The 21,785-nt window shown below is 70.5% G+C and carries 22 protein-coding genes and 1 tRNA gene; 6 read left to right on the forward strand and 17 right to left on the reverse strand.

The annotated features are described in order from the left end of the window. Positions 1-9 precede the first annotated feature (9 nt). From JOF40_RS18190 to JOF40_RS18200, 3 genes are read right to left on the reverse strand one after another with little or no spacing between them, the layout of a single operon-like run. Positions 10-1,236 (reverse strand): NAD(P)/FAD-dependent oxidoreductase, encoded by a 1,227-nt coding sequence (locus tag JOF40_RS18190; protein ID WP_188111771.1) that lies wholly within the window; start codon positions 1,234-1,236, stop codon positions 10-12. Next, the gene (locus JOF40_RS18195; protein WP_129182488.1) at positions 1,233-1,556 is read right to left on the reverse strand and encodes a 2Fe-2S iron-sulfur cluster-binding protein; all 324 of its coding nucleotides are present in this window, start codon (positions 1,554-1,556) and stop codon (positions 1,233-1,235) included. The genes JOF40_RS18190 and JOF40_RS18195 overlap by 4 nt, the downstream gene beginning before the upstream one ends. Then, positions 1,553-2,809: an alpha/beta fold hydrolase gene (locus JOF40_RS18200; RefSeq protein ID WP_129182490.1), complete on the reverse strand. Its 1,257-nt coding sequence runs from the start codon at positions 2,807-2,809 to the stop codon at positions 1,553-1,555. Before JOF40_RS18200 ends, JOF40_RS18195 begins: the two co-directional genes overlap by 4 nt. Positions 2,810-2,938: 129 nt before the next feature. On the opposite strand from JOF40_RS18200, the gene JOF40_RS18205 reads away from it, so the two are divergent. Genes JOF40_RS18205 through JOF40_RS18215 form a run of 3 tightly spaced genes read left to right on the forward strand, consistent with a single transcriptional unit; the run spans position 2,939 to position 6,197 of the window. Then, positions 2,939-4,027 (forward strand): hypothetical protein, encoded by a 1,089-nt coding sequence (locus tag JOF40_RS18205; protein ID WP_129182492.1) that lies wholly within the window; start codon positions 2,939-2,941, stop codon positions 4,025-4,027. Further along, complete coding sequence (locus JOF40_RS18210; protein ID WP_129182494.1) at positions 4,024-5,364, forward strand: cytochrome P450; 1,341 nt, start codon at positions 4,024-4,026, stop codon at positions 5,362-5,364. The genes JOF40_RS18205 and JOF40_RS18210 overlap by 4 nt, the downstream gene beginning before the upstream one ends. Continuing rightward, positions 5,361-6,197, forward strand: coding sequence for an SDR family oxidoreductase (locus JOF40_RS18215; RefSeq protein WP_129182496.1), 837 nt, complete (start codon positions 5,361-5,363; stop codon positions 6,195-6,197). Before JOF40_RS18210 ends, JOF40_RS18215 begins: the two co-directional genes overlap by 4 nt. A gap of 124 nt (positions 6,198-6,321) precedes the next feature. Here JOF40_RS18215 and JOF40_RS18220 read toward each other — a convergent pair whose 3' ends face one another. The 10 genes from JOF40_RS18220 to JOF40_RS18265 form a co-directional block, all read right to left on the reverse strand. Continuing rightward, positions 6,322-6,663 (reverse strand): hypothetical protein, encoded by a 342-nt coding sequence (locus JOF40_RS18220; RefSeq protein WP_209674700.1) that lies wholly within the window; start codon positions 6,661-6,663, stop codon positions 6,322-6,324. A gap of 283 nt (positions 6,664-6,946) precedes the next feature. Next, a tRNA-Asn gene (locus JOF40_RS18225) sits at positions 6,947-7,019 on the reverse strand. Between the two features lie 8 nt (positions 7,020-7,027). Continuing rightward, positions 7,028-7,612, reverse strand: coding sequence for a sigma factor (locus tag JOF40_RS18230; RefSeq protein ID WP_129182501.1), 585 nt, complete (start codon positions 7,610-7,612; stop codon positions 7,028-7,030). 87 nt (positions 7,613-7,699) lie between these two features. Next, positions 7,700-9,613 (reverse strand): DNA primase, encoded by a 1,914-nt coding sequence (dnaG, locus tag JOF40_RS18235; protein WP_129182503.1) that lies wholly within the window; start codon positions 9,611-9,613, stop codon positions 7,700-7,702. Between the two features lie 168 nt (positions 9,614-9,781). Continuing rightward, positions 9,782-11,011 (reverse strand): deoxyguanosinetriphosphate triphosphohydrolase, encoded by a 1,230-nt coding sequence (locus JOF40_RS18240; RefSeq protein ID WP_129182505.1) that lies wholly within the window; start codon positions 11,009-11,011, stop codon positions 9,782-9,784. Further along, positions 11,008-11,478, reverse strand: a complete 471-nt coding sequence (locus tag JOF40_RS18245; protein WP_129182507.1) for a GNAT family N-acetyltransferase — start codon at positions 11,476-11,478, stop codon at positions 11,008-11,010. The genes JOF40_RS18240 and JOF40_RS18245 overlap by 4 nt, the downstream gene beginning before the upstream one ends. A 19-nt stretch (positions 11,479-11,497) precedes the next feature. Continuing rightward, positions 11,498-12,349, reverse strand: coding sequence for a bifunctional DNA-formamidopyrimidine glycosylase/DNA-(apurinic or apyrimidinic site) lyase (mutM, locus tag JOF40_RS18250; protein WP_129182509.1), 852 nt, complete (start codon positions 12,347-12,349; stop codon positions 11,498-11,500). Positions 12,350-12,351: 2 nt separating this feature from the next. Next, positions 12,352-13,116 (reverse strand): ribonuclease III, encoded by a 765-nt coding sequence (gene rnc, locus JOF40_RS18255; RefSeq protein WP_378018771.1) that lies wholly within the window; start codon positions 13,114-13,116, stop codon positions 12,352-12,354. Next, positions 13,062-13,247, reverse strand: coding sequence for a 50S ribosomal protein L32 (gene rpmF, locus JOF40_RS18260; protein ID WP_129182513.1), 186 nt, complete (start codon positions 13,245-13,247; stop codon positions 13,062-13,064). The genes rnc and rpmF overlap by 55 nt, the downstream gene beginning before the upstream one ends. 3 nt (positions 13,248-13,250) lie before the next feature. Next, positions 13,251-13,841, reverse strand: coding sequence for a YceD family protein (locus JOF40_RS18265; protein WP_307800778.1), 591 nt, complete (start codon positions 13,839-13,841; stop codon positions 13,251-13,253). 149 nt (positions 13,842-13,990) lie between these two features. On the opposite strand from JOF40_RS18265, the gene dinB reads away from it, so the two are divergent. After that, complete coding sequence (gene dinB, locus JOF40_RS18270) at positions 13,991-15,175, forward strand: DNA polymerase IV (RefSeq protein WP_129182515.1); 1,185 nt, start codon at positions 13,991-13,993, stop codon at positions 15,173-15,175. 17 nt (positions 15,176-15,192) lie between these two features. Here the strand turns inward: dinB and coaD are convergent, their stop codons facing one another. Genes coaD through JOF40_RS18290 form a run of 4 tightly spaced genes read right to left on the reverse strand, consistent with a single transcriptional unit; the run spans position 15,193 to position 19,953 of the window. Further along, a complete protein-coding gene (gene coaD, locus JOF40_RS18275) occupies positions 15,193-15,666 on the reverse strand; it encodes a pantetheine-phosphate adenylyltransferase (RefSeq protein WP_129182517.1) in 474 nt (157 codons plus the stop codon). Continuing rightward, complete coding sequence (rsmD, locus tag JOF40_RS18280) at positions 15,663-16,229, reverse strand: 16S rRNA (guanine(966)-N(2))-methyltransferase RsmD (protein ID WP_129182519.1); 567 nt, start codon at positions 16,227-16,229, stop codon at positions 15,663-15,665. The genes coaD and rsmD overlap by 4 nt, the downstream gene beginning before the upstream one ends. Then, complete coding sequence (gene recG, locus JOF40_RS18285; RefSeq protein ID WP_129182521.1) at positions 16,226-18,367, reverse strand: ATP-dependent DNA helicase RecG; 2,142 nt, start codon at positions 18,365-18,367, stop codon at positions 16,226-16,228. The genes rsmD and recG overlap by 4 nt, the downstream gene beginning before the upstream one ends. After that, complete coding sequence (locus JOF40_RS18290; RefSeq protein WP_129182523.1) at positions 18,367-19,953, reverse strand: DAK2 domain-containing protein; 1,587 nt, start codon at positions 19,951-19,953, stop codon at positions 18,367-18,369. Before JOF40_RS18290 ends, recG begins: the two co-directional genes overlap by 1 nt. A gap of 171 nt (positions 19,954-20,124) precedes the next feature. Here JOF40_RS18290 and rpmB point away from each other — a divergent pair, with 171 nt between their 5' ends. Then, positions 20,125-20,310 carry a 50S ribosomal protein L28 gene (rpmB, locus tag JOF40_RS18295; protein ID WP_056607517.1) on the forward strand — a complete coding sequence of 62 codons (186 nt, stop codon included), beginning with the start codon at positions 20,125-20,127 and terminating at the stop codon, positions 20,308-20,310. 44 nt (positions 20,311-20,354) lie between these two features. Then, positions 20,355-21,779, forward strand: coding sequence for an amidase (locus tag JOF40_RS18300; protein WP_246152830.1), 1,425 nt, complete (start codon positions 20,355-20,357; stop codon positions 21,777-21,779). The last annotated feature ends 6 nt before the right edge of the window (positions 21,780-21,785 follow it).

Genomic DNA, 21,785 nt, shown 5'->3' on the forward strand with positions numbered 1-21,785 from the left:
ATCAGCGCCTCACGGGCGGGCGAATAGCTGGCGGATGGAGTACGACTCGTCCGCCAAGCGATCGATGACCGACGGGATGGGCCGGTCGAGCCAGGACTTCGTCTGCGCGAACTCGGCCGGACGATCGACTGCCTCGATCCTCACGATCCGATCCTCGACGATACCAAAGGTCAGGAACGAGCCCCCTGCCATGTCGCCGCGCGTCACCCACCGGGAGACACGCGCGGAGGGGTCGCCGGCCATCTGGATCTTGACCTCGAACTGGTGCGACCAGAACCACGGGGCGGCATCCGGCGGGGTCTCGCGGCCGAGGATCACCGCGGCCACACGGCGGGCGCTGGACGCGGCGTGCGGTGCCGACTCCAGGCGCAGCGTCGACCCGTCAGGGCGAAGCACCCGGGCACAGTCGCCGATCGCGAACACGTCGGGTGCGGACGTCCGGTAGTCGGCGTCGACGAGGATGCCGTCGTCCACCGCCAGCCCCGCCTGCTCCGCCGGCCCCGTCTCGGGCGTCATGCCGATGCCGACCACGACCTCGTCGACCTCGACGATCCCCTGGTCGGTGGCGACGCGGGCAATGCGTCCGTCGTCGCCGGTCACCAGGTGCAGACCGGTCACGCCGGTGCGGACGTCCACCCCGCGCGCCCCGTGCAAGGACGCGACGTGCTCGGCGACGACCTCGCTGCACACCCGGCCCAGGAGGCGGGGTGCGAGCTCGAGCACCGTGACCTCCGCGCCTCGCTTGCGGGCGCTCGCCGCGACCTCGAGCCCGACGAAGCCTCCCCCGACGACGCCGACCCGTGTGCCCGGTGCCAGCCGGTCCCGCAGCCGCTCGACATCGGCGTGCGTCTTGACCTGGTGCAGGTTGTCGGCCTTCGCGGCGGCAGGGTCGGCCAGCATCCTGGGGCGGCCACCGAGAGCCAGCACCAGGACGTCGTAGGGCACCGACTCGTCGCCGACCTGCACGGTCCTGGCCGTCGTGTCGACGTGGTCGACCCGTCGCCCCAGCACCAGGTCGACCTGCTGCTGCTCGTAGAACGACCGGGGCCGGGCCAGCAGCTCGTCGGCGGGCGACGCTCCCAGCAGGAACGACTTCGACAGCGGCGGACGCTGGTAGGGCGGTGTCGCCTCGTCGCCGACGAGGGTCAGGGGGCCGTCGAACCCACCGGCCCGCAGTGCCGCGACGACCTCCCCTCCCCCGTGCCCCGCCCCGAGGACGACGACGCGCCGACTCACCACTGGCTGGCCGGGACCCGCACCCTGACGCCGTCGAGCACCGGGCTCACGACGACCTGGCACGACAGCCTGCTGCCGGGCTCGCGCTCCTCCGACGTCGCGTCGAGCATCTCGTCCTCGAACCCGCTCGGCGGCCCGGCGATGCCGACCCACGCGTCGGACACGATGACGTGACACGTCGCGCACGACAGCTCGCCGCCGCAGTCGGCGACGATCCCCGGCACCAGGTTGCTCAAGGCGGTGCGCATGATCGACTCCCCGTCGGCGGCTTCGACCGTCGTCACGGACCCGTCGGGCTGCTCGAACTCGACCGTGGTCATGAGGCCGCGATGCGGTCGAGGGCCGCGGTCAGGTGGGGTCGGAACCCTTCCGGGTCGTCCGACGGGGTGAAGTGCGACAGCCCAGGCATGACGATGAACTCGGCACCCGGGATGTTGGCGGCGAGCGCCGATCCGTTGTCGTCGGGGGTCAGCATGCTGATGTCGTACTCACCGGTGAGGATGATCAGCGGCGTCTTCGCGGTGTCGATGAGGTGCCCGTCCACGCGCAGGTCGTGGCCGAACATGAAGTAGTCGTTGTCGGCGGGATACACGTCGCGGTGGTTCGTGGTGTAGATCCACTCCACCTCGCGACGGAAGTCCTCGGGCGCGTCCATGCCGGTGACGTCGAACATCGTCGAGCCGACGGCTCCGGCCGCCACCCGCGGGTCGCGGAAGCGGTCGTTGTCGAAGCCCTGCCACGACTCCATGTGATAGAGCCCGTTGACGCCGACGGCTCCGCGGATGGCCTCGGGGTGGTGGGCGCACAGGTCGGAGGCGAGCTGACCGCCCACCGAGCAGCCGACGAAGATCGGGCGGTCCAGCTCGGTCGCCGCGATGAAGCCCGTGATCCACGCCATGAGCTGGGCCTTGTCGAACTTCAGGTCCTTCTCCCACCAGCGCGAGCCGAGCGGGGGCAGCGACTTGCCGTGGTACGGCAGGTCGATCGCGATGAGCGTGTACTTCTCCTGCAGCGCGGGGTCGGCGAGCACGTGGCGGTACTGCCGGCCGTCCGCGCCCGCGGTGTGCATGAACAGCACCGGGACGGGGCCGCGCCCGGCCGTCTCGTAGTAGACGCGGTGCTCCAGGCCGTCGACGTCGAAGCGGACGTAGCGACCGACGGGGTCGTCGGAGTCGGCGAACGGATCGGCGTCGACGACGATCTCGTGGCGACCCGTGGCGGCGTCCACGCCGAGCCGGACGATGCGATTCCAGGCACCGAGGTAGGGGGCCACGAGCGTGGGCCAGTCGGCGTCGATCGTCGCGCCGAAGACCTGCGCCGACGTCATGCACTCGAGCCCGACCTGGGGCTTCTCGACGGCCATGAGGTCCCACAGCTCCGTGGGGATCGTGACGCCGACGGTGGGCTCGGCCTCGGCTGCATCCGACGAGCTCACGGCACCGTCGTCGACCACCAGGTCGAAGACCGTCGGACCCAGCGTGACGCGCACGATTCCTCGGAACGCCTTGAGCCGCACGGCCAGCTCGCGGTCTGCCTCCAGGGTCTTGCGCAGCTGTGCTCCATCGAGAGTCATGGGTGTCCTTCCTGACACGGGTGAGAAACATTGACGTCACATATTGACGAAGTGTCACACTATGACAGATAGTCAGTGTGTGCAAGATCATAAATCACCTGAGTTCGATCGACCGGCGACAGGAACACGATGACGACAGACCAGAACAGAACCGAGCTGCTGGCCGCGGCCAAGCGCGCACAGCAGGAGGCCATCGCCTGGATCGAGCAGCAGCTCGACGCCGGCCGGCCCCGCGACGCAGCGCAGAAGAACACGTGGTGGCGCGTCCCGTGGGCGCTCTCGGTCGCAGGAGCCGGCGACACCGCTGCCGCGGTGCTGCGGTGGGCCGAGCAGGAGGCGCTCGACGACGACGCCGACCTGCGCTCCGGCCCCGCGGAGTTCATGCAGGGCGCGAGCCCGGTGTACGAGCTCAGCGCCCTCGCGATCGCGGCGTGGCGGCTCGGCCGGTACGACCTCGCGAACGCGCTGCTCGACCGCTGCCAGCGCTTCCAGAGCCCTCGCACCGGCGGCGTGTACGACCAGCGCGAGCGTCCCGAGGGGTCCGCGACCATCCAGGACCTGCTCAAGACGTGCCAGCTCGGCATCGCGGCGATCGTCGCGGGCCGTCGCGACATCGCCGATCCGATCGCGACGTGGCTGCGCGAGCTGTGGACCCTCCAGCCCGAGCTGCCCCACGTCCTGTACGCCGGACGCAGCGACGATGACGACAGCCTGTTCATCCCCGCCGAGGACGACTTCTTCGGACGCTTCCTCCTGCGCGTCGACTTCCGGGAGCCGCTGCAGGCCTACTACAGCCCCGGCATCGCCGCGGCCTTCCTGCACGACTACCGCGCGCTGACCGGCTCGGACGACCGCGACCTGGCTCGCGCGTTCCTGCAGCTCAACGCCGACGGCAGCGACGTCCAGTTCACGGACCCGAACTCGGTGCAGATCTGCAAGTACGCCTGGGGCGTCGCCTGCGACGTCAAGCTCGACCCCGCATCGCCCTTCGCCGCCGATGCCGAGCGGATGACCGCGTGGTTCCTCGATCGCCAGAACGACGACGGCTCCTGGTCGCCCTCGAGCTTCGGGTCGACCGAGGTCCCACCCCCGGTCGACCGGCTCTGGAAGACCGCCGAGCACCTCATGGAGCTCTCGTTCCTGATCGAGGCGTTGACCGTCGCCGACCCCAGCATCCCCACTCCTGACACGACGACCCGTGAGGACACGACGCCATGACCGATGACACCACCATCGCGCCGCACCTGGAGCCCACCACCAGCCCCGACGGCAGGGTCGAGATCGACTTCGATCACCTCGACCCCGACTACTCCGACAACTGGAGCCCCCGGCTCAACCAGCTCTCGCGCTGCCCCGTGGCCCACTCGTCCCACCACGAGGGCTTCTGGATGATCACGGGGCACGAGGAGCTCAAGGCGGCAGCGACCGACTGGGAGCACTTCTCCTCGCTCCACGACGGCATCGACGGCGACGCCTTCGCCGAGCGCGACAAGACCGCGTACCCGGAGCCCCGCACCCCGCGCGGCGGGTCGACCATCCCGGACGCCTCGCTGGCCCGGATGGTGCCGAGCGAGGCCGACGGACCGATGCACACCGACATCCGCCGCCTCGAGGTCCCGTTCTTCACACCGAAGGCCGTGCGGTCGCACGAGGCGCAGATCCGCGCCTACGTCGACGAAGCGCTCGACAGTGTGATCGAGAGCGGGCGCATCGACTTCGCCGCCGACTTCGGTCGCGTCATCCCCACCAAGGTCACGATCTCGGTGATCGGCTTCGACCCCGACGAGTGGGCCGACTTCGCCGCCGTCGTGCACGCCATGAACCTGCACGGCATCTTCTCGCCCGAGTTCCCGTTCGATGCGTTGTTCGCCACGCAGGCCAAGGTGCTCGAGCTCGTCAAGCAGCGGCGCGAAGATCCCCGCGACGACGTCGCCTCCGCCCTGACCAAGGGCTCCGTGCTCGACTCCCCCGTGACCGACGAGGAGGCGGCGACGATCCTCAACGGGCTGACGTTCGCCGCCACCGACACGACGACCTCGGCGCTCCTGCACTCGCTGCGCTGGCTCTCGGCCCACCCCGAGGAGCGGGCGCTCCTGCAGCGCGAGCCCGACCGGATCCCCGCCGCGATCGAGGAGTTCCTGCGCTACTACAGCCCGTTCTTCGGCGTCGCCCGCACCGTGGCGGCTGACACCGAGCTCGGAGGGCAGGCGCTGGCCGAGGGCGACCGCGTCATGCTGACGTACGCGGCGGCCAACCGCGACGAGCGCGTGTTCGAGGATCCCGACCGGGTCGACCTCGAACGTGCCAACGCGACCGAGCACGTCGCCTTCGGCGCGGGACCCCACCGCTGCCTCGGCGCACCGCTGGCGCGCCTCGAGCTGCGGATCATGCTCGAGCGCGTGCTGGAACGACTCCCCGACTTCCACGTGCTGGAGGACCAGGTCGTCGAGTACCCCATCAAGTCGTCGATCAACGGCATCGACCAGCTGCCCGCGACGTTCACGCCGGGCGCACGCCTCGGGACCCTCACCCCCGCCGAAGAAGGAGCATCATGACCAAGGACCTGACCGGACGCGTCGTCGTCATCACCGGAGGGGCCCGCGGCATCGGGTTCACGACGGCCACCCAGCTGGCCGCGGCCGGTGCCACGGTGGTGCTGGGAGACCTCGACCTCGACCAGGTCACCGCTGCGGCGGCCGCCGTCGGCCACGGCGCGGTCGGGGCACGCCTCGACGTCACGAGCCGCGAGTCGTGGACCGAGTTCCTCGAGGAGACGGCCTCGGCCGGACCCATCGACGTGCTGGTCAACAACGCCGGGATCATGCCGATCGGCCGCTTCCTCGACGAGGACGACGCCATCTCGCGCGCCGTCATGGACGTCAACGTCCTGGGGTACGGCCTCGGCATGAAGCTCGTCGTCCCGGGGATGATCGCTCGCGGCGGAGGTCAGGTCGTCAACGTCGCCTCCGCCGTCGGACGCCTCCCGCTCGCCGAGGGGGCCAGCTACTCGGGCTCCAAGGCCGCCGTCATCGCGATGAGCGAGGCCATCCGTGACGAGCTCCAGCACGACGGCATCGACATCAGCGTCATCCTCCCGACCGCGGTCGAGACGGCCCTGGCGGCGGGAATCTCCCACGCCAAGGGCGTCAAGCACCTCGCCCCGGAGGACGTGGCGGAGGCCATCGTCGGCGTCATCCGTCGTCCGCGCGACGAGACGTGGGTGCCCCGATCCGGCGGACGCGCGGTGGCTGCCTCGGCACTGCTCCCCCGCGCCGTGCGCCTCGGCCTGCAGCGCCTGATCAGCGCCGACACGGTGCTCAGCAGCGCCGATCGGTCCGCCCGCGTGGCCTACGAGCAGGAGGTCCGGGAGAAGATCAGCAAGCCGTGAGCTGAGACAGCAGACGCCCGCCGGGATTCCGGCGGGCGTCTGCTGTGTGCGTGGGTCAGACGCGGTGCTGCTCCCCAACTTGGACTCGAACCAAGAGCCCTCCATGCGTCTGGCCCGCATTCACCTAGTTCGGCTGTTGCCCAGCCTCGTTCATACGCTTCCGTTCGATCGCTCGCACCGCCAGCCACCCAACTGCAAGGCCGACGGCGCTTCCGCCTGCTCCACGCAGCCATCTGCCAGCCGATGGGGAATCGCCCGCCACCGCGAGAATGATCGCTACAAGCAGGCACAGGACGGCAACAACAGGAATCACCCGCACGTAGATACGCAGCCAGTAGTAGACCATGCCGGGACAATAGGGCAGATTCGGCTCATCCACCTCTTCGCGAGGGCCGGCCTCGAAGTCCGCGACGACGAGACCATGTGATGGGCCCTCACGCTCCCGATCAACTGAGTCGCGCGCCACCGAGCCGAACCATTCTTGATGTGACTCCAACCACCGCCGCCTTCGTGCGACGTCGTGCGGAGCGGTCCGCCTCGCATCAGTATTTCCTGGCCCGCTCGGCTCGCCTTGCCTGCCCTTGGGGCGTGTCGTCGAGTGCCCGCAGTGGGTACGCCAGGCCCGCACCTCCATGACGCGGGCCTCACTCGTCCCGCCATCCCGAACCGATCAAGCGGTCAGAAAACAGCGAACGCCCGGTGGATGTCCACCGGGCGTTCGCTGTGTGCGTGGGTCAGACGCGGTCCTGCTCCCCAACTTGGACTCGAACCAAGAACCCTCCGATTAACAGTCGAATGCTCTGCCAATTGAGCTATTGGGGATCGGCTCCTCAATGAAGAGGAGCACGGTCGACAACTTTAGCAAGCCTCCCCCGGAGTTGTCGCATCGCCTTGCCCTCGATCGTCCGGACCTGCGAGATCGTGAGGCCGAGCCGCTCCGCAACGACATGTCGAGGCATGGATTCGGCACCGTGTGGGGCCAGTCCGAACCGCATGCGCAGCACCTCGGCCTCGGTGTCGGACAGCCCATCGAGCAGGCAGTCGTCCGGCAGGTCCGCGTCGGCCGCCACCTCGGCCCCGCAGTCGACGTCGTCGAGCGGGACGTCCCCGCAGTGCCGGCGACCCATCTCCGCGCCGATCCACCACCACGCATAGGTCGCCAGTCGCACGCCACGATCGGGGTCGAACCGGTCGACGGCACGGATGAGCCCGATGGCACCCGACTGCACAGCATCGCTCAGGTCGTCGCCGCGGATGCCGAGCATCCGCGCCCTCAGAGCGACCGAGCGCAGGCCGGACGTGATGAGCTCCGCTCGGGCGGCAGCGTCACCGGCACGGGCGAGTCGGGCGAGGGCGAGCTCGTCGGCGGCAGCGAGCGGGGGTGCGGACATCAGCGTCCGGACGAAGGAATCCATGTGCCAAGCCTCGGCACGACGGCACCCGGGCGCAGCCGCCGCCGGACGGCCTGTGGACCACGGGAGCCACCACGGACACCTGTGGGCTCAGCGCCCGTCGTCGCCGCTCAGCGCGCGGTCGCGCAGCTCGCGCAGCTGCTGCTCGAGCGCGATCAGCTCGCCGAACATCCGGTTGTAGGTCTCGGCCTCGTCGATGGGGTTGGTGCGCTGCAGCTTCGACTTGACCTCGGCGATGCGGCGCCCGAGCGTCAGCATCTGCAGGCGCAGGATGACCGAGGTGACGACGGCGGCGGTGTTGCCCTCGCGGGCGCGCAGCGGCTCGACCGCGGCGATCGACAGGATGCGCTTGGCGTCGTCGTCGGGCACCGAGTCGGCCAGCTGGGGCAGCCAGTTGCTGTCGGGTGCGGTCGGCCACGGCATGGCGTCGATGTGCTTCCAGAGCACCTTCGAGATGGGGTGCGTGAAGTCGTTGTCGCCGAGGTCGTCGGCGCGGGCCGCGGCCAGGTGGGGGTGCTGCACGATGGCCTTGAGCGCCTCGCGCTCGTCGGCGAACTGCGGCAGCCCGAAGTTGACCGCCGGTGACGGCATGGCCGCAGGCGCGGCGGACACCGATGCGGCACCGGCCGACGCCGCGCCGGAGGCGGCCGCCTTGGCGTCCTTGGCGTCGAACGCCAGGCGTCGCCGGTGCTCGCCGCGCACCTGGTCGACGTCGGTGCCGACGCGTCCGGCGATCTCGCGCAGCAGCTCGTCGACCTTGGAACGGTCGCGGATGGCCGAGGCCAGCCCCACGGCCTCGCGGACCGCGTCGACCCGCTGGTCGCCACGGTCGAGGTCGTACTTGCGCAGCATGTTCTCGAGCACGAAGCGGTAGAGCGGCACCCGAGACGCCACGAGGTCGCGCACCGCCGCGTCGCCGTCGGCCAGGCGCAGGTCGCACGGGTCCATGCCGCGGGGCTCGACCGCGACATAGGTCTGGGCGACGAACTGCTGGTCGCCGTTGAAGGTCTTGATCGCCGCCCGCTGGCCGGCCTCGTCGCCGTCGAACGTGAAGATGACCTCGCCATGGAAGGCCTGGTCGTCGAGCATCAGGCGGCGCATGACCCTGGCGTGATCCTCGCCGAAGGCCGTGCCGCACGTGGCCACGGCGGTCTTGACGCCGGCCTCGTGGCACGCCATGACATCGGTGTAGCCCTCCACGATGACGGCCTGCCCCGACGACGAGATCGACCGCCGCGCGAGGTCGAGGCCGTAGAGCACCTGGCTCTTCTTGTAGATAGGCGTCTCGGACGTGTTGAGGTACTTGGCCTCGACCCGGTCGTCGTCGAACATGCGGCGCGCGCCGAAGCCGATGATCTCGCCGGTCATCTCGCGGATGGGCCACAGCAGCCGTCCGCGGAACCGGTCGTACAGGCCTCGGCTGCCCCGGGAGGCGAGGCCGCCGACGACGAGCTCGTCGTCGGTGTACCCCTTGCCCTTGAGGTGGGCGACGAGCTGCTCTCCCCCACGCGGCGCGAAGCCCATGCCGAACGTCTCGGCAGCGGCCTGGTCGAAGCCGCGGTCCTTGACGAACTGCCGGCCGGCCTGCGCATCGGGCGACGACTGCAGCGTCGCGGCATAGAACTCGCCGGCTTCGCGATGGGCGGCGAGCAACCGGGGCCGCTGGTTGGGGTCGCGGCGTGGACCCGGCGTGCCACCGTCCTCGTAGCGCAGCGTGATGCCGCCCTTGGCAGCCAGGCGCTCGACGGTCTCGACGAAGCTGAGGCCCTCGATCTCCATCACGAACTTGAAGACGTCGCCGCCGGCCCCGCAGCCGAAGCAGTGGTAGGAGCCGACCGACGGACGGACGTTGAACGACGGGGACTTCTCGTCATGGAAGGGGCACAGGCCCTTGCGGGATCCGCCGCCGGCGTTCTTGAGCGTGACGTACTGCTCGATGACCTCGTCGATGCGGGTGCGCTCACGGACGAGCTGGATGTCCTCGTCCTTGATGCGCCCGGCCATGAGGTGAATCGTAGTCCGCCCCGCCCACGGCTCAGTCCACGACGGGTGCCGCGGTGCGCTGGCGTCCACCTCCACGCTCCGACGATCAAGAGCGGTGCGCTGGCGTCCAAGAACATCGACGGCCTGGACGCTGGCGCACCGCCCCGGCGAGCTGGTCCGGCGCCAGGCTCAGGTGAGCAGGCGGGCGCCCCAGGCACGCGCCGAGACGTCGGTGAGGCTCGCGACCTGGTCGATCACGACGCGGCGTCGACCGGCGTCGTCGCCGGCCGCGGCGAAGTCGGCCGCGAACTCCGTCTCGAGCTCACGTCCCTCTGACCGGTCGATCGCGTCGACCAGGTTCAGCAGCAGCTCGCGCTGGCGGTCGAGCAGGACGGCTCGATCGTCGGCGCGCATGACGTAGTGCGCGGCGATCGACTTGAGCACCGTGATCTCGTCGCGGGTGTCGACGGGAACCTCGAGATCAGCCCCGAACCGGGTCAGCGGACCGCTCCCCCACGCCTGCGTCGTCGCGCGCTCGGCAGCCCGCGCGAACCGGCCGATCAGGGCGCTCGTGAGGCTCTTGAGGACGGCCCTCTCGGCCCGGCTGCCGTCGAAGGGCGTCACGGGCCACTCGGGCATCTGCTGCAGGCGGTCGAGGGCTGCGTCGAGGCGGTCGTCGGCGGCGGTCTCGTCGTACCAGTCACGGGCGACGCCGTGGATCGAGGCGATGTCGAGCTCGCCGTCGCGCAGCCCGAACCATCCCCCCACGACACCGTCCTCGACGTCGTGCACGGAGTAGGCGATGTCGTCGGCCAGATCCATGACCTGCGCCTCGATGGGCCGCCGCAGTGCAGGGGCCTCGTCGCGCAGCCAGTCGAAGACGGGCAGGTCGTCGGCGTAGACGCCGAACTTGCCCGATCCGTCGGGGGCGTCGCCGCGCGCCCAGGGGTACTTGACGCACGCCGACAGGGTGGCCCGCGTGAGATTGAGGCCGACGCTGCGGCCGTCCGGGGCGAAGGTCTTCGACTCGAGCCGGCTGAGGATGCGCAGCGTCTGGGCGTTGCCCTCGAAGCCTCCGCACGCCTGCGCCGCCTGGTCGAGCGCGACCTCTCCGTTGTGCCCGAACGGCGGGTGCCCGAGATCGTGCGCGAGCGCCGCCGAGTCGACGATGTCGGGATCGCAGCCCAGCGCCTTGCCCAGCTCGCGCGCCACCTGGGCGACCTCGAGCGAATGGGTCAGCCGGTTGCGGACGAAGTCGTCGAAGCCCGGTCCCATGACCTGCGTCTTGGCCGAGAGCCTGCGCAGCGCTGCCGAGTGGACGATGCGTCCGCGGTCGCGCTCGAAGGGCGTCCGCCCCGACCGCTTCGGCGGCTCGTCGACGAACCGCTCACGGGCCTCGTCGCCGTAGGGATCGGTCATCGGATCTGCTTCGCCATCGTGATGTCGGTGGTCTCGAAACCGGACGACTCGTACAGGCTGATCGCGGTCTCGTTGTGACCGAACACGTGCAGCCGCAGGGTCGCGATGCTGTGATCGGCGCACCAACCCTCGGCCGCCTCCAGCAGCGCGCGCCCGAGGCCCTCGCCCCGGCGTCCCTCGACGATCTCGATGTCGTAGACGAACGAGTCCGGCGTCACCGCCTCGGGATCGGTGAACAGCCACAGGAAGCCGATCTCCTCGCCGTCCACCAGCGCGACGAAGAGGTCGTGCCCGGGCGTGGCCACGCCGTGCGGCAGCAGCACGGCGTTCTCGCGCGCCGAACGTTCGAGCGCGCCGTCGGCGGGCCAGCTTCCGGCGTCGATCTTGTCCTGGGCGAAGCTCGCGACCAGGTGCTCGTTCCAACCGATGAACCGGTCGGCGCTCATCGGCTCCAGCGTCAGGCTCATGCGCGGAACGCTACCGGGCTCAGAATCTGCCGTTGCGGGGACGGGGCTGGCAGACGGGGCACCAGAACGACGACCGGTTCATGAACGCGTCGCGGCGGATGGGCGTGCCGCACCGCTCGCACGGCCGCCCCTCCTGGCCGTACGCGTGCAGCGAGCGGTCGAAGTAGCCGCTGTTGCCGTTGACGTTGACGTAGAGCGCGTCGAAGGACGTGCCGCCCTGGGCCAGCGCCTCGACCATGACCTCGCCGATGTGGCAGAGCAGCGACTCGATCTCGCGGGTGCGGAGGTGCCGCGTGTTGCGGGCGTAGTGCAGGGGCGTGCGCCACAGCGACTCGTCGGCGTAGATGTTGCCGACGCCCGAGATCAGGGTCTGGTCGAGGATCGCCCGCTTGACGCCGGTCTGCCGCTTGCGGATGCGTGTCGCGAACTCGGACGGGTCGAACAAAGGGTCGAGCGGGTCGCGGGCGATGTGCGCGATCTCGGGCGGCAGCTCGGCACCGTCCTCGCTGAACGACATCCCGCCGAAGATCCGCTGGTCGACGAAGCGCAGCTCGTTGCCGTCGTCGAGCGTCAGCGTGATGCGCAGATGTCGCGGCGTGGGGGCGTCGGGGGCCGAGACCAGGAACTGCCCGCTCATGCCGAGGTGACACAGGACGGCATCTCCGTCGGCCAGCTGCATCCACAGGTACTTGCCGCGGCGCGCGGCTCCCGCGACCGTCTGGCCCTCGAGGCGGTGGACGAAGTCGGCGGGTCCGGCGAGGTGGCGTCGCAGCGAACGGACGTCGTGGACCGTCACGGCGGTGATCTGCCGGCCGACGACGTGGTCGACGATGCCGAGCCGGACGACCTCGACCTCGGGGAGCTCGGGCACCGTCAGGCGGTGGGGGTCTCGAGGCCGGCGCTGATCTGCCGCCAGGCGATCTCGGCGACCATCTGCTCGGCCTCCTTCTTGGAGCGACCGGTGCCACCGCCGTAGGTGTGCTCGCCGACGACGACCTCGGCCGTGAAGCTCTTGTCGTGGTCGGGCCCGGTGCCCACCAGGACGTAGTGCGGCACGCCCAGGCCATTGTTGGCCGAGATCTCCTGCAACGACGTCTTCCAGTCGAGGCCCGCGCCGAGCTCGGCCGCCACGGCGATCACCGGGTCGAACACGCGATGGATGACCTCGGCGGCACGCTCGATGCCGAACTGCACGTAGATCGCGCCCAAGATCGCCTCGACGGTGTCGGACAGGATCGAGGCCTTGTCGCGACCACCGGTCGACTCCTCGCCCCGTCCGAGACGCACGTGCTCGCCGATGCCGAGCGTGCGAGCGACCTCGGCCAGCGCCTTGGCGCTGACGACAGCCGCACGCAGCTTGGCCAGCTGGCCCTCGGGCAGGTCGGGGTGACCCGTGAAGAGCGTGTCGGTGACGACGAGCCCCAGCACGGAGTCGCCGAGGAACTCGAGGCGCTCGTTGTTGGGCACGCCGCCGTTCTCGTACGCGAACGAGCGATGTGTCAGGGCATGCTGAAGGAGCTGCGGATCGAGGTCCTGGACTCCCAGGACCTCCCGCAGCCCCTCAGCGTCTGCTGCCGCAGAGATCAGAGGACCTGGCGGCGCTCGCCGCGAGCTCCGTACTGACCGCACTTGGTGCACGCGTGGTGCGGCTGCACCTTGGAGTCGCACGCGGGGTTGGCGCACTCGACGATCGCCGTCGCGGTGGTCTTCCACTGCGAACGACGGTGCCGCGTGTTGCTGCGCGACATCTTCCTCTTCGGAACGGCCACGATCTACTCCTTGCTGTCGTCGGACGAGATGTCCGACTCTGACTGGTCGGCTGACGGGACCGGTTGCTCCGCCAGCTGGCTCAACGACGCCCACCTCGGGTCGATCGCCTCACCGTGTGTGTGCTCTGGATCATCCGCGAGTCGTGCCCCACACTCGGGGCACAGTCCCGGACAGTCCGGAGCGCACAACGGGTTGTGCGGCAGTGCGAGCACCACCGCGTCCCGCAGGACGGGCTCGAGGTCGAGCAGCTCGTCCTCGAGGACATGATCCTCTTCGTCCGCCTCCTCCGGGTTGGAGGGTGCGTCGTAGAGGTAGAGCTCCTGGAATCCCACCACGACAGCCTCGTCGATCGGGTCCAGGCACCGCACGCACTCGCCCACGGCCCGCGCCGAGAAGGTCCCTGTTGCCAAGATCCCCTCCATGATCGCCTCGAGCCGGAACTCGAGCTCGATCGTGGAGCCCTCGGGCACGGCGTTGACGTCGTAACCCATCTCTGCCGGCGCCTCGACCGTCCGCGTGAAGGTGCGTTCGGCACCCGGCTTGCGACCCATCTCGTGGGTGTCGAAGACCAGGGGTCCGGTAAGCACGCTCACGCATCCAATTCAAGAGCACGACAAGAGATCGACCTGCGAACAGGCCGAAGAGAATCGTAACCCGCCGCACGGTGCCGAGGCCAATCGGACCCCGTCCCGGGCGACGCGTGCGAGTCGCCGGTGTCGGTGGCGGGTGCGACAGTGGGCCCATGACCGAGGGCACCGTGCTGCACGCCGACCTCGATGCGTTCTACGCGTCGGTCGAGCAGCGCGACGACCCCTCACTGCGCGGACGCCCCGTGATCGTCGGCGGAGGCGTCGTGCTGGCCGCCAGCTACGAGGCCAAGGCCCGTGGCGTGCGCACCGCGATGGGCGGCGCGCAGGCGCTGCGGGCGTGCCCCGACGCGATCGTCGTCCCCGCCCGGTTCGAGGCCTACACCGAGGCCAGCCGGGCGGTGTTCGAGGTCTTCCACGACACGACTCCCCTGGTCGAGGGGCTCTCGATCGACGAGGCCTTTCTCGAGGTCGGCGGGCTCCGACGCATCCGCGGTCTCCCCTCGACGATCGCGACGCAGCTGCGCGTCGACGTGCGGGAGCGGGTCGGGCTGCCGATCTCGGTCGGGGTCGCCCGCACCAAGTACCTCGCCAAGGTCGCCTCGGCCGTCTCCAAGCCCGAGGGGATGCTCGTCGTGCCGGTCGAGGGCGAGCTGGAGTTCCTCCACGCCCTTCCGGTCGAACGACTCTGGGGCGTCGGCAAGGTCACGTCGGGCAAGCTGCGCGACGCCCGCATCCGCACGGTCGGCGACGTCGCCGAGATGTTCGAGAGCGAGCTCGTGCAGCTGCTCGGGTCGGGTGCCGGCCGCCACCTGTACGCGTTGGCGCACAACCGCGACCCCCGTCCCGTCCAGACCGAGAAGCGTCGCGGGTCGATGGGTGCCCAGCACGCGATGGGCCGCGGCGCGCACTCCCCCGCCGAGCTCGACCTCACGCTGCTGTCGCTGGTCGACCGCGTCACGCGGCGCATGCGGGCCGCAGGACGCACCGGCAGCACCGTCACGATCAGCCTGCGGTTCGGCGACTTCACCCGCTCGACGTCGTCCCACACGCTGTCGCGGCCGACGGCCCACACCGTCACGGTCCTCGACGTGGCCCGCCGCCTGCTCGCCTCGCGCGCCGGCGTCGTCGAGCAGAAGGGCATCACCCTGCTCGGGGTGTCGCTCGGCTCGCTCGACGACCAACCGGCGCAGCTCGCCCTGCCGCTCGACGTGACCAGCGGTGCCGAGCTCGACGACGTCATCGACGCCGTACGCAACAAGTTCGGCGGCAAGGCCGTGCGTCGCGCGGTGCAGCTGGGGTCGACCGACCACCTGGCCGCGCCCCACCTGCCCGACTGAAGCGGTGGATCAGCGGGTCAGGCGTACTTCTTCTTCAGCTCGTCGTTGACGAAGCCGGGGATGAGCGCCGAGACGTCGCCGCCGTGCTTGGCGACCTCCTTGACCAGGCTCGACGCCAGGAACGAGTACTCCGGCGAGGTCGGGATGAAGACGGTGTCGACCTCCGTGAGGCTGCCGTTCATCTGCGCCATCTGCAGCTCGTAGTCGAAGTCGGTGACGGCCCGCAGGCCCTTGACGATCGCGTCGACGTGGTGGACGGTGCAGAAGTCGACCAGGAGCCCCACGAACGAGGCGGTCGTGACGTTCGGCAGGTGCGCCGTGGCCCGGTCGAGCAGCTCGAGCCGCTCGTCGATCGTGAACAGGCCCTGCTTGTTCTGGTTGACCAGCACCGCGACGACGACCTCGTCGAACAGCCGTGCCGATCGTTCGATGATGTCGAGGTGACCGTTGGTCACGGGGTCAAAGGAGCCGGGGCACACGACCTTCGTCATGGCAGCGACCGTACCGCAGGGCGTCCGAACCACAGCGTCGTCTCGCCGTACTTCTTGCTGCGCATCGGCTCGACGTCGTCCGGCCAGACGAAGGGGTCACGGGTCGCGCGCTCGACGACGAACAGCGCGTCGGTCTCCGCGAGCGACTCCGCGACCGCCCCCACCAGATCGGTGACCGACGCGGTCGACATGGCGTACGGCGGGTCGACGAACACCAGGCCGAACAGGTCGCTGTCGCCGTCCTGCACCCAGCGCTCGACCTTGGTGCGCACGACGTTGCCGGACGCGCCCAGATCGGCGAGGTTGCGCTTGACGACTCCCGCTGCCGCGGCGTTGGCCTCGACGAAGACGGCGTGCTCGGCACCGCGTGACAGCGCCTCGAGCCCCAGGGCACCGGAGCCCGCGAACAGGTCGAGCACCCGCACGCCGTCGAAGCCGACCAGCTCGGACTCCAGCGACGAGAACAGCGCCTCGCGCACCCGGTCGGACGTCGGACGGGTGCCGTCGCCCTTGGGCGTCTGGATGCGACGGCCGCCGAACGCTCCGGCGATGATGCGGGTCATGTGCGCTCCAGGTAGTCGGCGTGCTCGGAGTGCTCGAGGTCGTGCACCGCGGCCGCGAGAGCCGGATGGGCGCTCAGCGCCGGATCGGCGGCGACGAGCTCGTCGGCGGCCGAGCGTGCGTCGTCGATGACGTCGCCGTCCTTGACCACCGACAGCAGCCGCAGGCTCGACCGGACGCCCGACTGCGCGGCACCCAGCACGTCGCCCTCACGTCGCAGCTCGACGTCGAGGCGCGACAGCTCGAAGCCGTCGGTGGTCGAGGCGACGGCGTCGAGCCGCTCGCGCGCCGGCGAGTCGGCCTCGCTGCCGGTGACGAGCAGGCACAGCCCGGCCTCGGATCCTCGACCCACGCGGCCCCGCAGCTGGTGCAGCTGCGACATGCCGAACCGGTCGGCGTCCATGATCACCATGGCGGTCGCGTTGGGGACGTCGACGCCCACCTCGACGACCGTCGTGGCCACGAGCACGTCGATCTGGCCTGCGGCGAAGGCGTTCATCGTGGCGTCCTTCTCGTCGGGCGTCATGCGGCCGTGCAGCGCCCCGACCCGCAGGCCGTGCAGCTGACCGCCGACGAGCTCCTCGTGCAGCTCGACCAGCGAGTGGGTCTCGTTGGTGCCGTCGTCGTCAGGGCCACCGATGCGCGACACGACGACGTAGGCCTGCCGCCCCTTGGCGACCTCCTCGCGCACGCGCTGCCAGCCCCGCTCGAGCCACGCCGGACGCTCGGCGGCCGGCACGACCGTCGTCTGGATGGGCTGGCGACCCGCGGGCAGCTCGCGCAGCGTCGAGACCTCGAGGTCGCCGAAGACCGTCATGGCGATCGTGCGCGGGATGGGGGTCGCGGTCATGACCAGCACGTGCGGCTTGACCTCGGCGCGGTCGACCAGCGCGGCTCGCTGCTCGACCCCGAAGCGGTGCTGCTCGTCGACGACCAGCAGTCCCAGCTCGGCGAACTGGACGTGGTCCTGGATCAGCGCGTGCGTGCCGATCACGATGCCGGCCTCGCCCGATGCGGCATCGAGCAGGGACGCGTTGCGGGCCTTGGCACCCATCGAGCCGGTCAGCAGCCGCACGCGGGTGGCGGCGTCGGCCGCGCCCAGCATGCCCCCCTTGGCGAGGTCGCCGAGCATCGCCGTGATGCCGCGGAAGTGCTGGGAGGCCAGCACCTCGGTGGGGGCCAGCAGCGCCGTCTGCGCCCCGGCGTCGACAACCTGAAGCATCGACATCAGGGCGACGATCGTCTTGCCCGATCCGACCTCGCCCTGCAGCAGCCGGTGCATCGGGCGCGTGCGGGCCAGATCGGTCGAGATCTCGTCGACGACGCTGCGCTGCCCGTCGGTCAGGGTGAAGGGCAGCTGCTGCTCGAAGCGGTCGCGCAGGCCGTGGGCGACGGGTGGGCGGGCCGAGGCCCGCTCCTGCTCGAGAGCGTGGCGGCGCTGGGCGAACACCGTCTGGACGACGAATGCCTCCTCGAACCTGAGTCGCTTCTGGGCGTTGACGGCCTCGCCCATGCCGTGCGGCCGGTGGATGCTCTCGAGCGCCGCGCGCAGATCGCTGAAGCCGCGAGCCGCGCGGACGTCTCCCGGCAGCGGGTCGTCGAGATCGTCGAGCGCGTCGAGGCACATGCCGACGAAGCTCTCGATCTTCCAGGTGGGCACCGCGCCCGTCGCCCGGTAGATCGGCACGACGCCGCGCGACAGCCGCGACGACGCCGAGTCGCCCTCGGCGTCGAACAGGTCGTAGTCGGGGTGCGTCAGCTGCAGCCTGCCGTTGAACGCGCCGACCTCGCCCGAGAACAGGCACATCTTGCCCGGCAGCATCTTGTCGGCGAGCCACCGCTGCTGGAAGAACGTGAGCGACAGCCGCGCGCCGGTGTCGTCGGTGACGACGACCTCGGTGCGCGTGCGCTTGCCGCCGGGCCCGAACGAGTAGTTCTTGGCCTCGACGACCTTCGCGAGCACCGTGACGTGCTGCCCCACCCGCAGGTCGGCGAGGTTGCTGGCCTTGCCGAGCTCGGCGTAGCGGCGGGGGTAGTGGCGCAGCAGGTCGCCGACGACGTGCATGTCGAAGTGCTTGGCCAGGGGCTTGGCCGTCTTGTCGCCGAGGACGTTGACGATCTTGGTCGTGAGGTCGGCCATCACTCGACCGCGATGAACAGCGGGTAGTTCTCCTGACCGCCGTCGTAGACGACCAGGTCGACGTCGGGCCGCACGGCGCGCAGGTGCGAGGCGATGGCCGCCTCGTAACCGGGCTCCGACCCCTCGCCGAGCACGACCGTCACCATCTCGCCGGCCGGTGACAGCACCCGGTCGATGATCTCGAGCGCGACCGTCAGCACGTCGTCGCCGATGACCGCGAAGTCGCCCGCGACGACGCCGAGGACGTCACCCGGACCGACTGCCCCGGCCATCGTCATGCCGGGCTCGGTCGCGAACGTGACGGCACCGTGCTGCGTGTGTGCCGCGGCGCTCGACATCGCGACGACGACCTCGTCGAAGCCAAGACCCGGGTCGTGCACGGCGAGCGCGGCCAGGCCCTGCACCTGAGCGTGCGTGGGGATGACCGCGACGCGCACCCCGTCCTGCCGCGCGGCCTGGGCGGCGGCGACGAACTGGCGGATGTAGCGGTTGTTGTTGGGCAGCACGATGATCTCGCCGGCGCCCACGTCCTGCAGCGAGGCGCTCATCTCGGCGACGGTCAGCGGACGGTCGCGGGTGAACTCGAGCGTCTGCGCGCCGGCCTCGCGGCACAGCGCCGTGAGGCCCTCGCCCGTCGTGGCGGCGATGATGACGCGCCCCTGGCGGGGACCGCGGGCCATCTGGTCGGCGAAGTGCGTCACGGCGATGCGATAGGGCCGGCCCGCCGCGATGCCCGCCTCGATCGCCGCCCCGACGTCGTCGACGTGCACGTGGACGTTCCAGAGCCGCTCGCCGCCCACCACGACGAGCGAGTCGCCGAGGCCCATGAGCCGACTGCGGAGCGCCGGGACCTGGTCGTCATCGGCCTCGAGGAGGTACATGACCTCATAGGAGGGACCGTCGGCGCTGAGGTCGTCGGCCGCGACCTGCACCGGCTGCGGCACGTGGGCGGCGACCTGCTCGGGGATGCGGCCGGTCAGTGCCTGCTCGGTCGCGTCGAGGACGACGACGAGCGCCCGGCCCCCGGCGTCGACGACGCCGGCGCGCATCAGCAGCTCCATCTGCTCGGGGGTGCGGGCCAGCGCCTCGCGTGCGGCCGCGGCGGCCCGACCGAAGACCGTGCGGCCGTCGACGCCCGCCTCGGCGGCCTCGGTGGCACCGGCCGCGGCGGCCTTCGCGACCGACAGGATCGTGCCCTCGACCGGCGCGCCGACCGCGGCCCATGCCGCGTCGGACGCCGCGACGAACGCCTGCGCGACATCGGCGGCGCTGACCTCGCGGTCGATCGACAGATCGCGGAAGCAGGCCCGCACGAGCTGGGACAAGATAACGCCGGTGTTGCCCTTCGCCCCCGTCAGCAGGCCGTCGACGTAGGTCTTGACGAGCTCGTCGAAGCCAGCCGTGCCGGGCTGCGACTCCACGGCGTCGGCCCCCGACATGAACGTCAGGTAGGCGTTGGTGCCGGTGTCGCTGTCGGGCACCGGGAAGACGTTGAGGGCGTCGATCTCGGACCGCGCGGCCGACAGGGCACCCGCGCACAGCTGCGTCCACGCTCGAAATGCCGCGGCGTTGAGGGTGAGGCCCATGGGGCGAGGCTATCGCCCGGGTCCGTCACCATGACGGACGTGGGCGGGCTGATTCGCGTCGGCGTCGGGTCGTCGGCTATTCTTGAGCGGTTGTCAGCAGGCCGGTCGGTCAGCAGGCACCCCCATCGTTCGGGCTCGCCCCGAGAAGTCTTCAAGTTTCAGGAGTTCGCCATGGCTGCGGTCTGTGATGTGTGTGCCAAGGGACCTGGTTTCGGCCACAACGTCTCCCACTCGCACCGACGCACGAAGCGTCGTTTCGATCCCAACATCCAGCGCGTGCGCGCCGTCGTCAACGGCACCCCGCAGCGCGTCAACGTGTGCACGTCGTGCCTCAAGGCCGGCAAGGTCTCGCGCTAGCAGCCTCTGGTCACGTCGCATGATGTGACCCTAGAGTCATTCTCGTGAACCACGAGATGACCACCCGCGTCCACGCCTTCTGCGACGACGCCCTCGGCGACCTCGACTCTGTCGGGGTCGCCGCTGCTGTTGCCGCAGGACACATCAGCGCGCGGGAGGCGGCCGAGGCCGCCGTGGCCCGTGCACGCCAGCTCAATCCGGCACTCAACGCGATCCAGACGCCCGACTTCGAGCGCGGCCTGGCTGCGTCCGACACCCCTGCGGCCGGCATCCTCAGCGGCGTCCCCTCGTTCGTGAAGGACAACACCGCCGTCGCGGGCCTGCCGACCGACCAGGGATCGCTGGCCGTGAGGTCACGCCCGGCTGCGGCCGACGCCCCGTTCACCGAGCAGTTCCGCTCGACGGGGCTCGGGGTGCTGGGCAAGACCACGATGCCCGAGTTCGGGTGGAACGCCTCGGCCGAGTGGGCGACGCTGCCGCCGACCCGCAACCCCTGGCACACCGACTACTCCCCCGGCGGGTCGTCGGGCGGAGCGGCCGCGCTCGTCGCGTCGGGCGTCGTCCCGATCGCCCACGCCAACGACGGCGGCGGCTCGATCCGCATCCCCGCGGCGGCGTGCGGGCTCGTGGGGCTCAAGCCGACCCGCGACCGGGTCGTGCCGGCCGCCGAGGCCTCGTCGATGCCGGTCGACGTCGTGTCCAACGGTGTCGTCACGCGCTCGGTGCGCGACACGGCGCACTTCATCGCCGGCACCCAGCAGTTCCGGCCTGCCGCGGGCATGAAGCCGCTCGGTCTGGTCGAGGGACCGTCCGACCGTCGGCTGCGCGTGGGCGTCGTGCTCGACTCGGTCACCGGGGCACCCACCGACGACGACACCCGCGCCGCGGTGCTCGCCACGGTCGACCGCCTCACGGCGCTGGGTCACGACGTCGTGACCGTCCCGATCCCCGGCGACGCCGTGCGGTTCATGGGGGCCTTCAAGCACTACTGGTCGCTGCTGGCGTTCAGCAGCCACCACTTCGGCAAGCAGGCCATGCACAGCCCCGACTTCGACAAGAGCCTCACCGATCCGCTGACCCGCGGCCTGGCCCGCAGCTTCGTGCGCAACGCGTGGCGCACGCCCGGTGCCGTGCGCACCCTCAAGCGCTCGGAGCAGGTCTACCGTGACGCGTTCACGGACGTCGACGTCATCCTGTCGCCCACGCTGGGCTACGTCACGCCGCTGCTGGGCCACCTCAACCCGTCCGTCGACTTCCCGGTCCTGTTCCAGCGGCTCGTCGAGTACGCGGCGTTCACCCCGCTCAACAACGCGTCCGGTAGCCCCGCGATCTCGCTGCCGCTGGAGCAGACCGCCGACGGACGTCCCATCGGCGTGCACTTCTCGGCCGTCCACGGCGACGAGCAGACCCTGCTCGAGATCGCGTACGAGCTCGAGGCCGACCGGCCGTTCGCCCGCATCCAGGACTGAGGCGCG

Source organism: Aeromicrobium fastidiosum, from assembly GCF_017876595.1.
In the GTDB taxonomy this organism is placed as follows: Bacteria; Actinomycetota; Actinomycetes; order Propionibacteriales; family Nocardioidaceae; genus Aeromicrobium; species Aeromicrobium fastidiosum.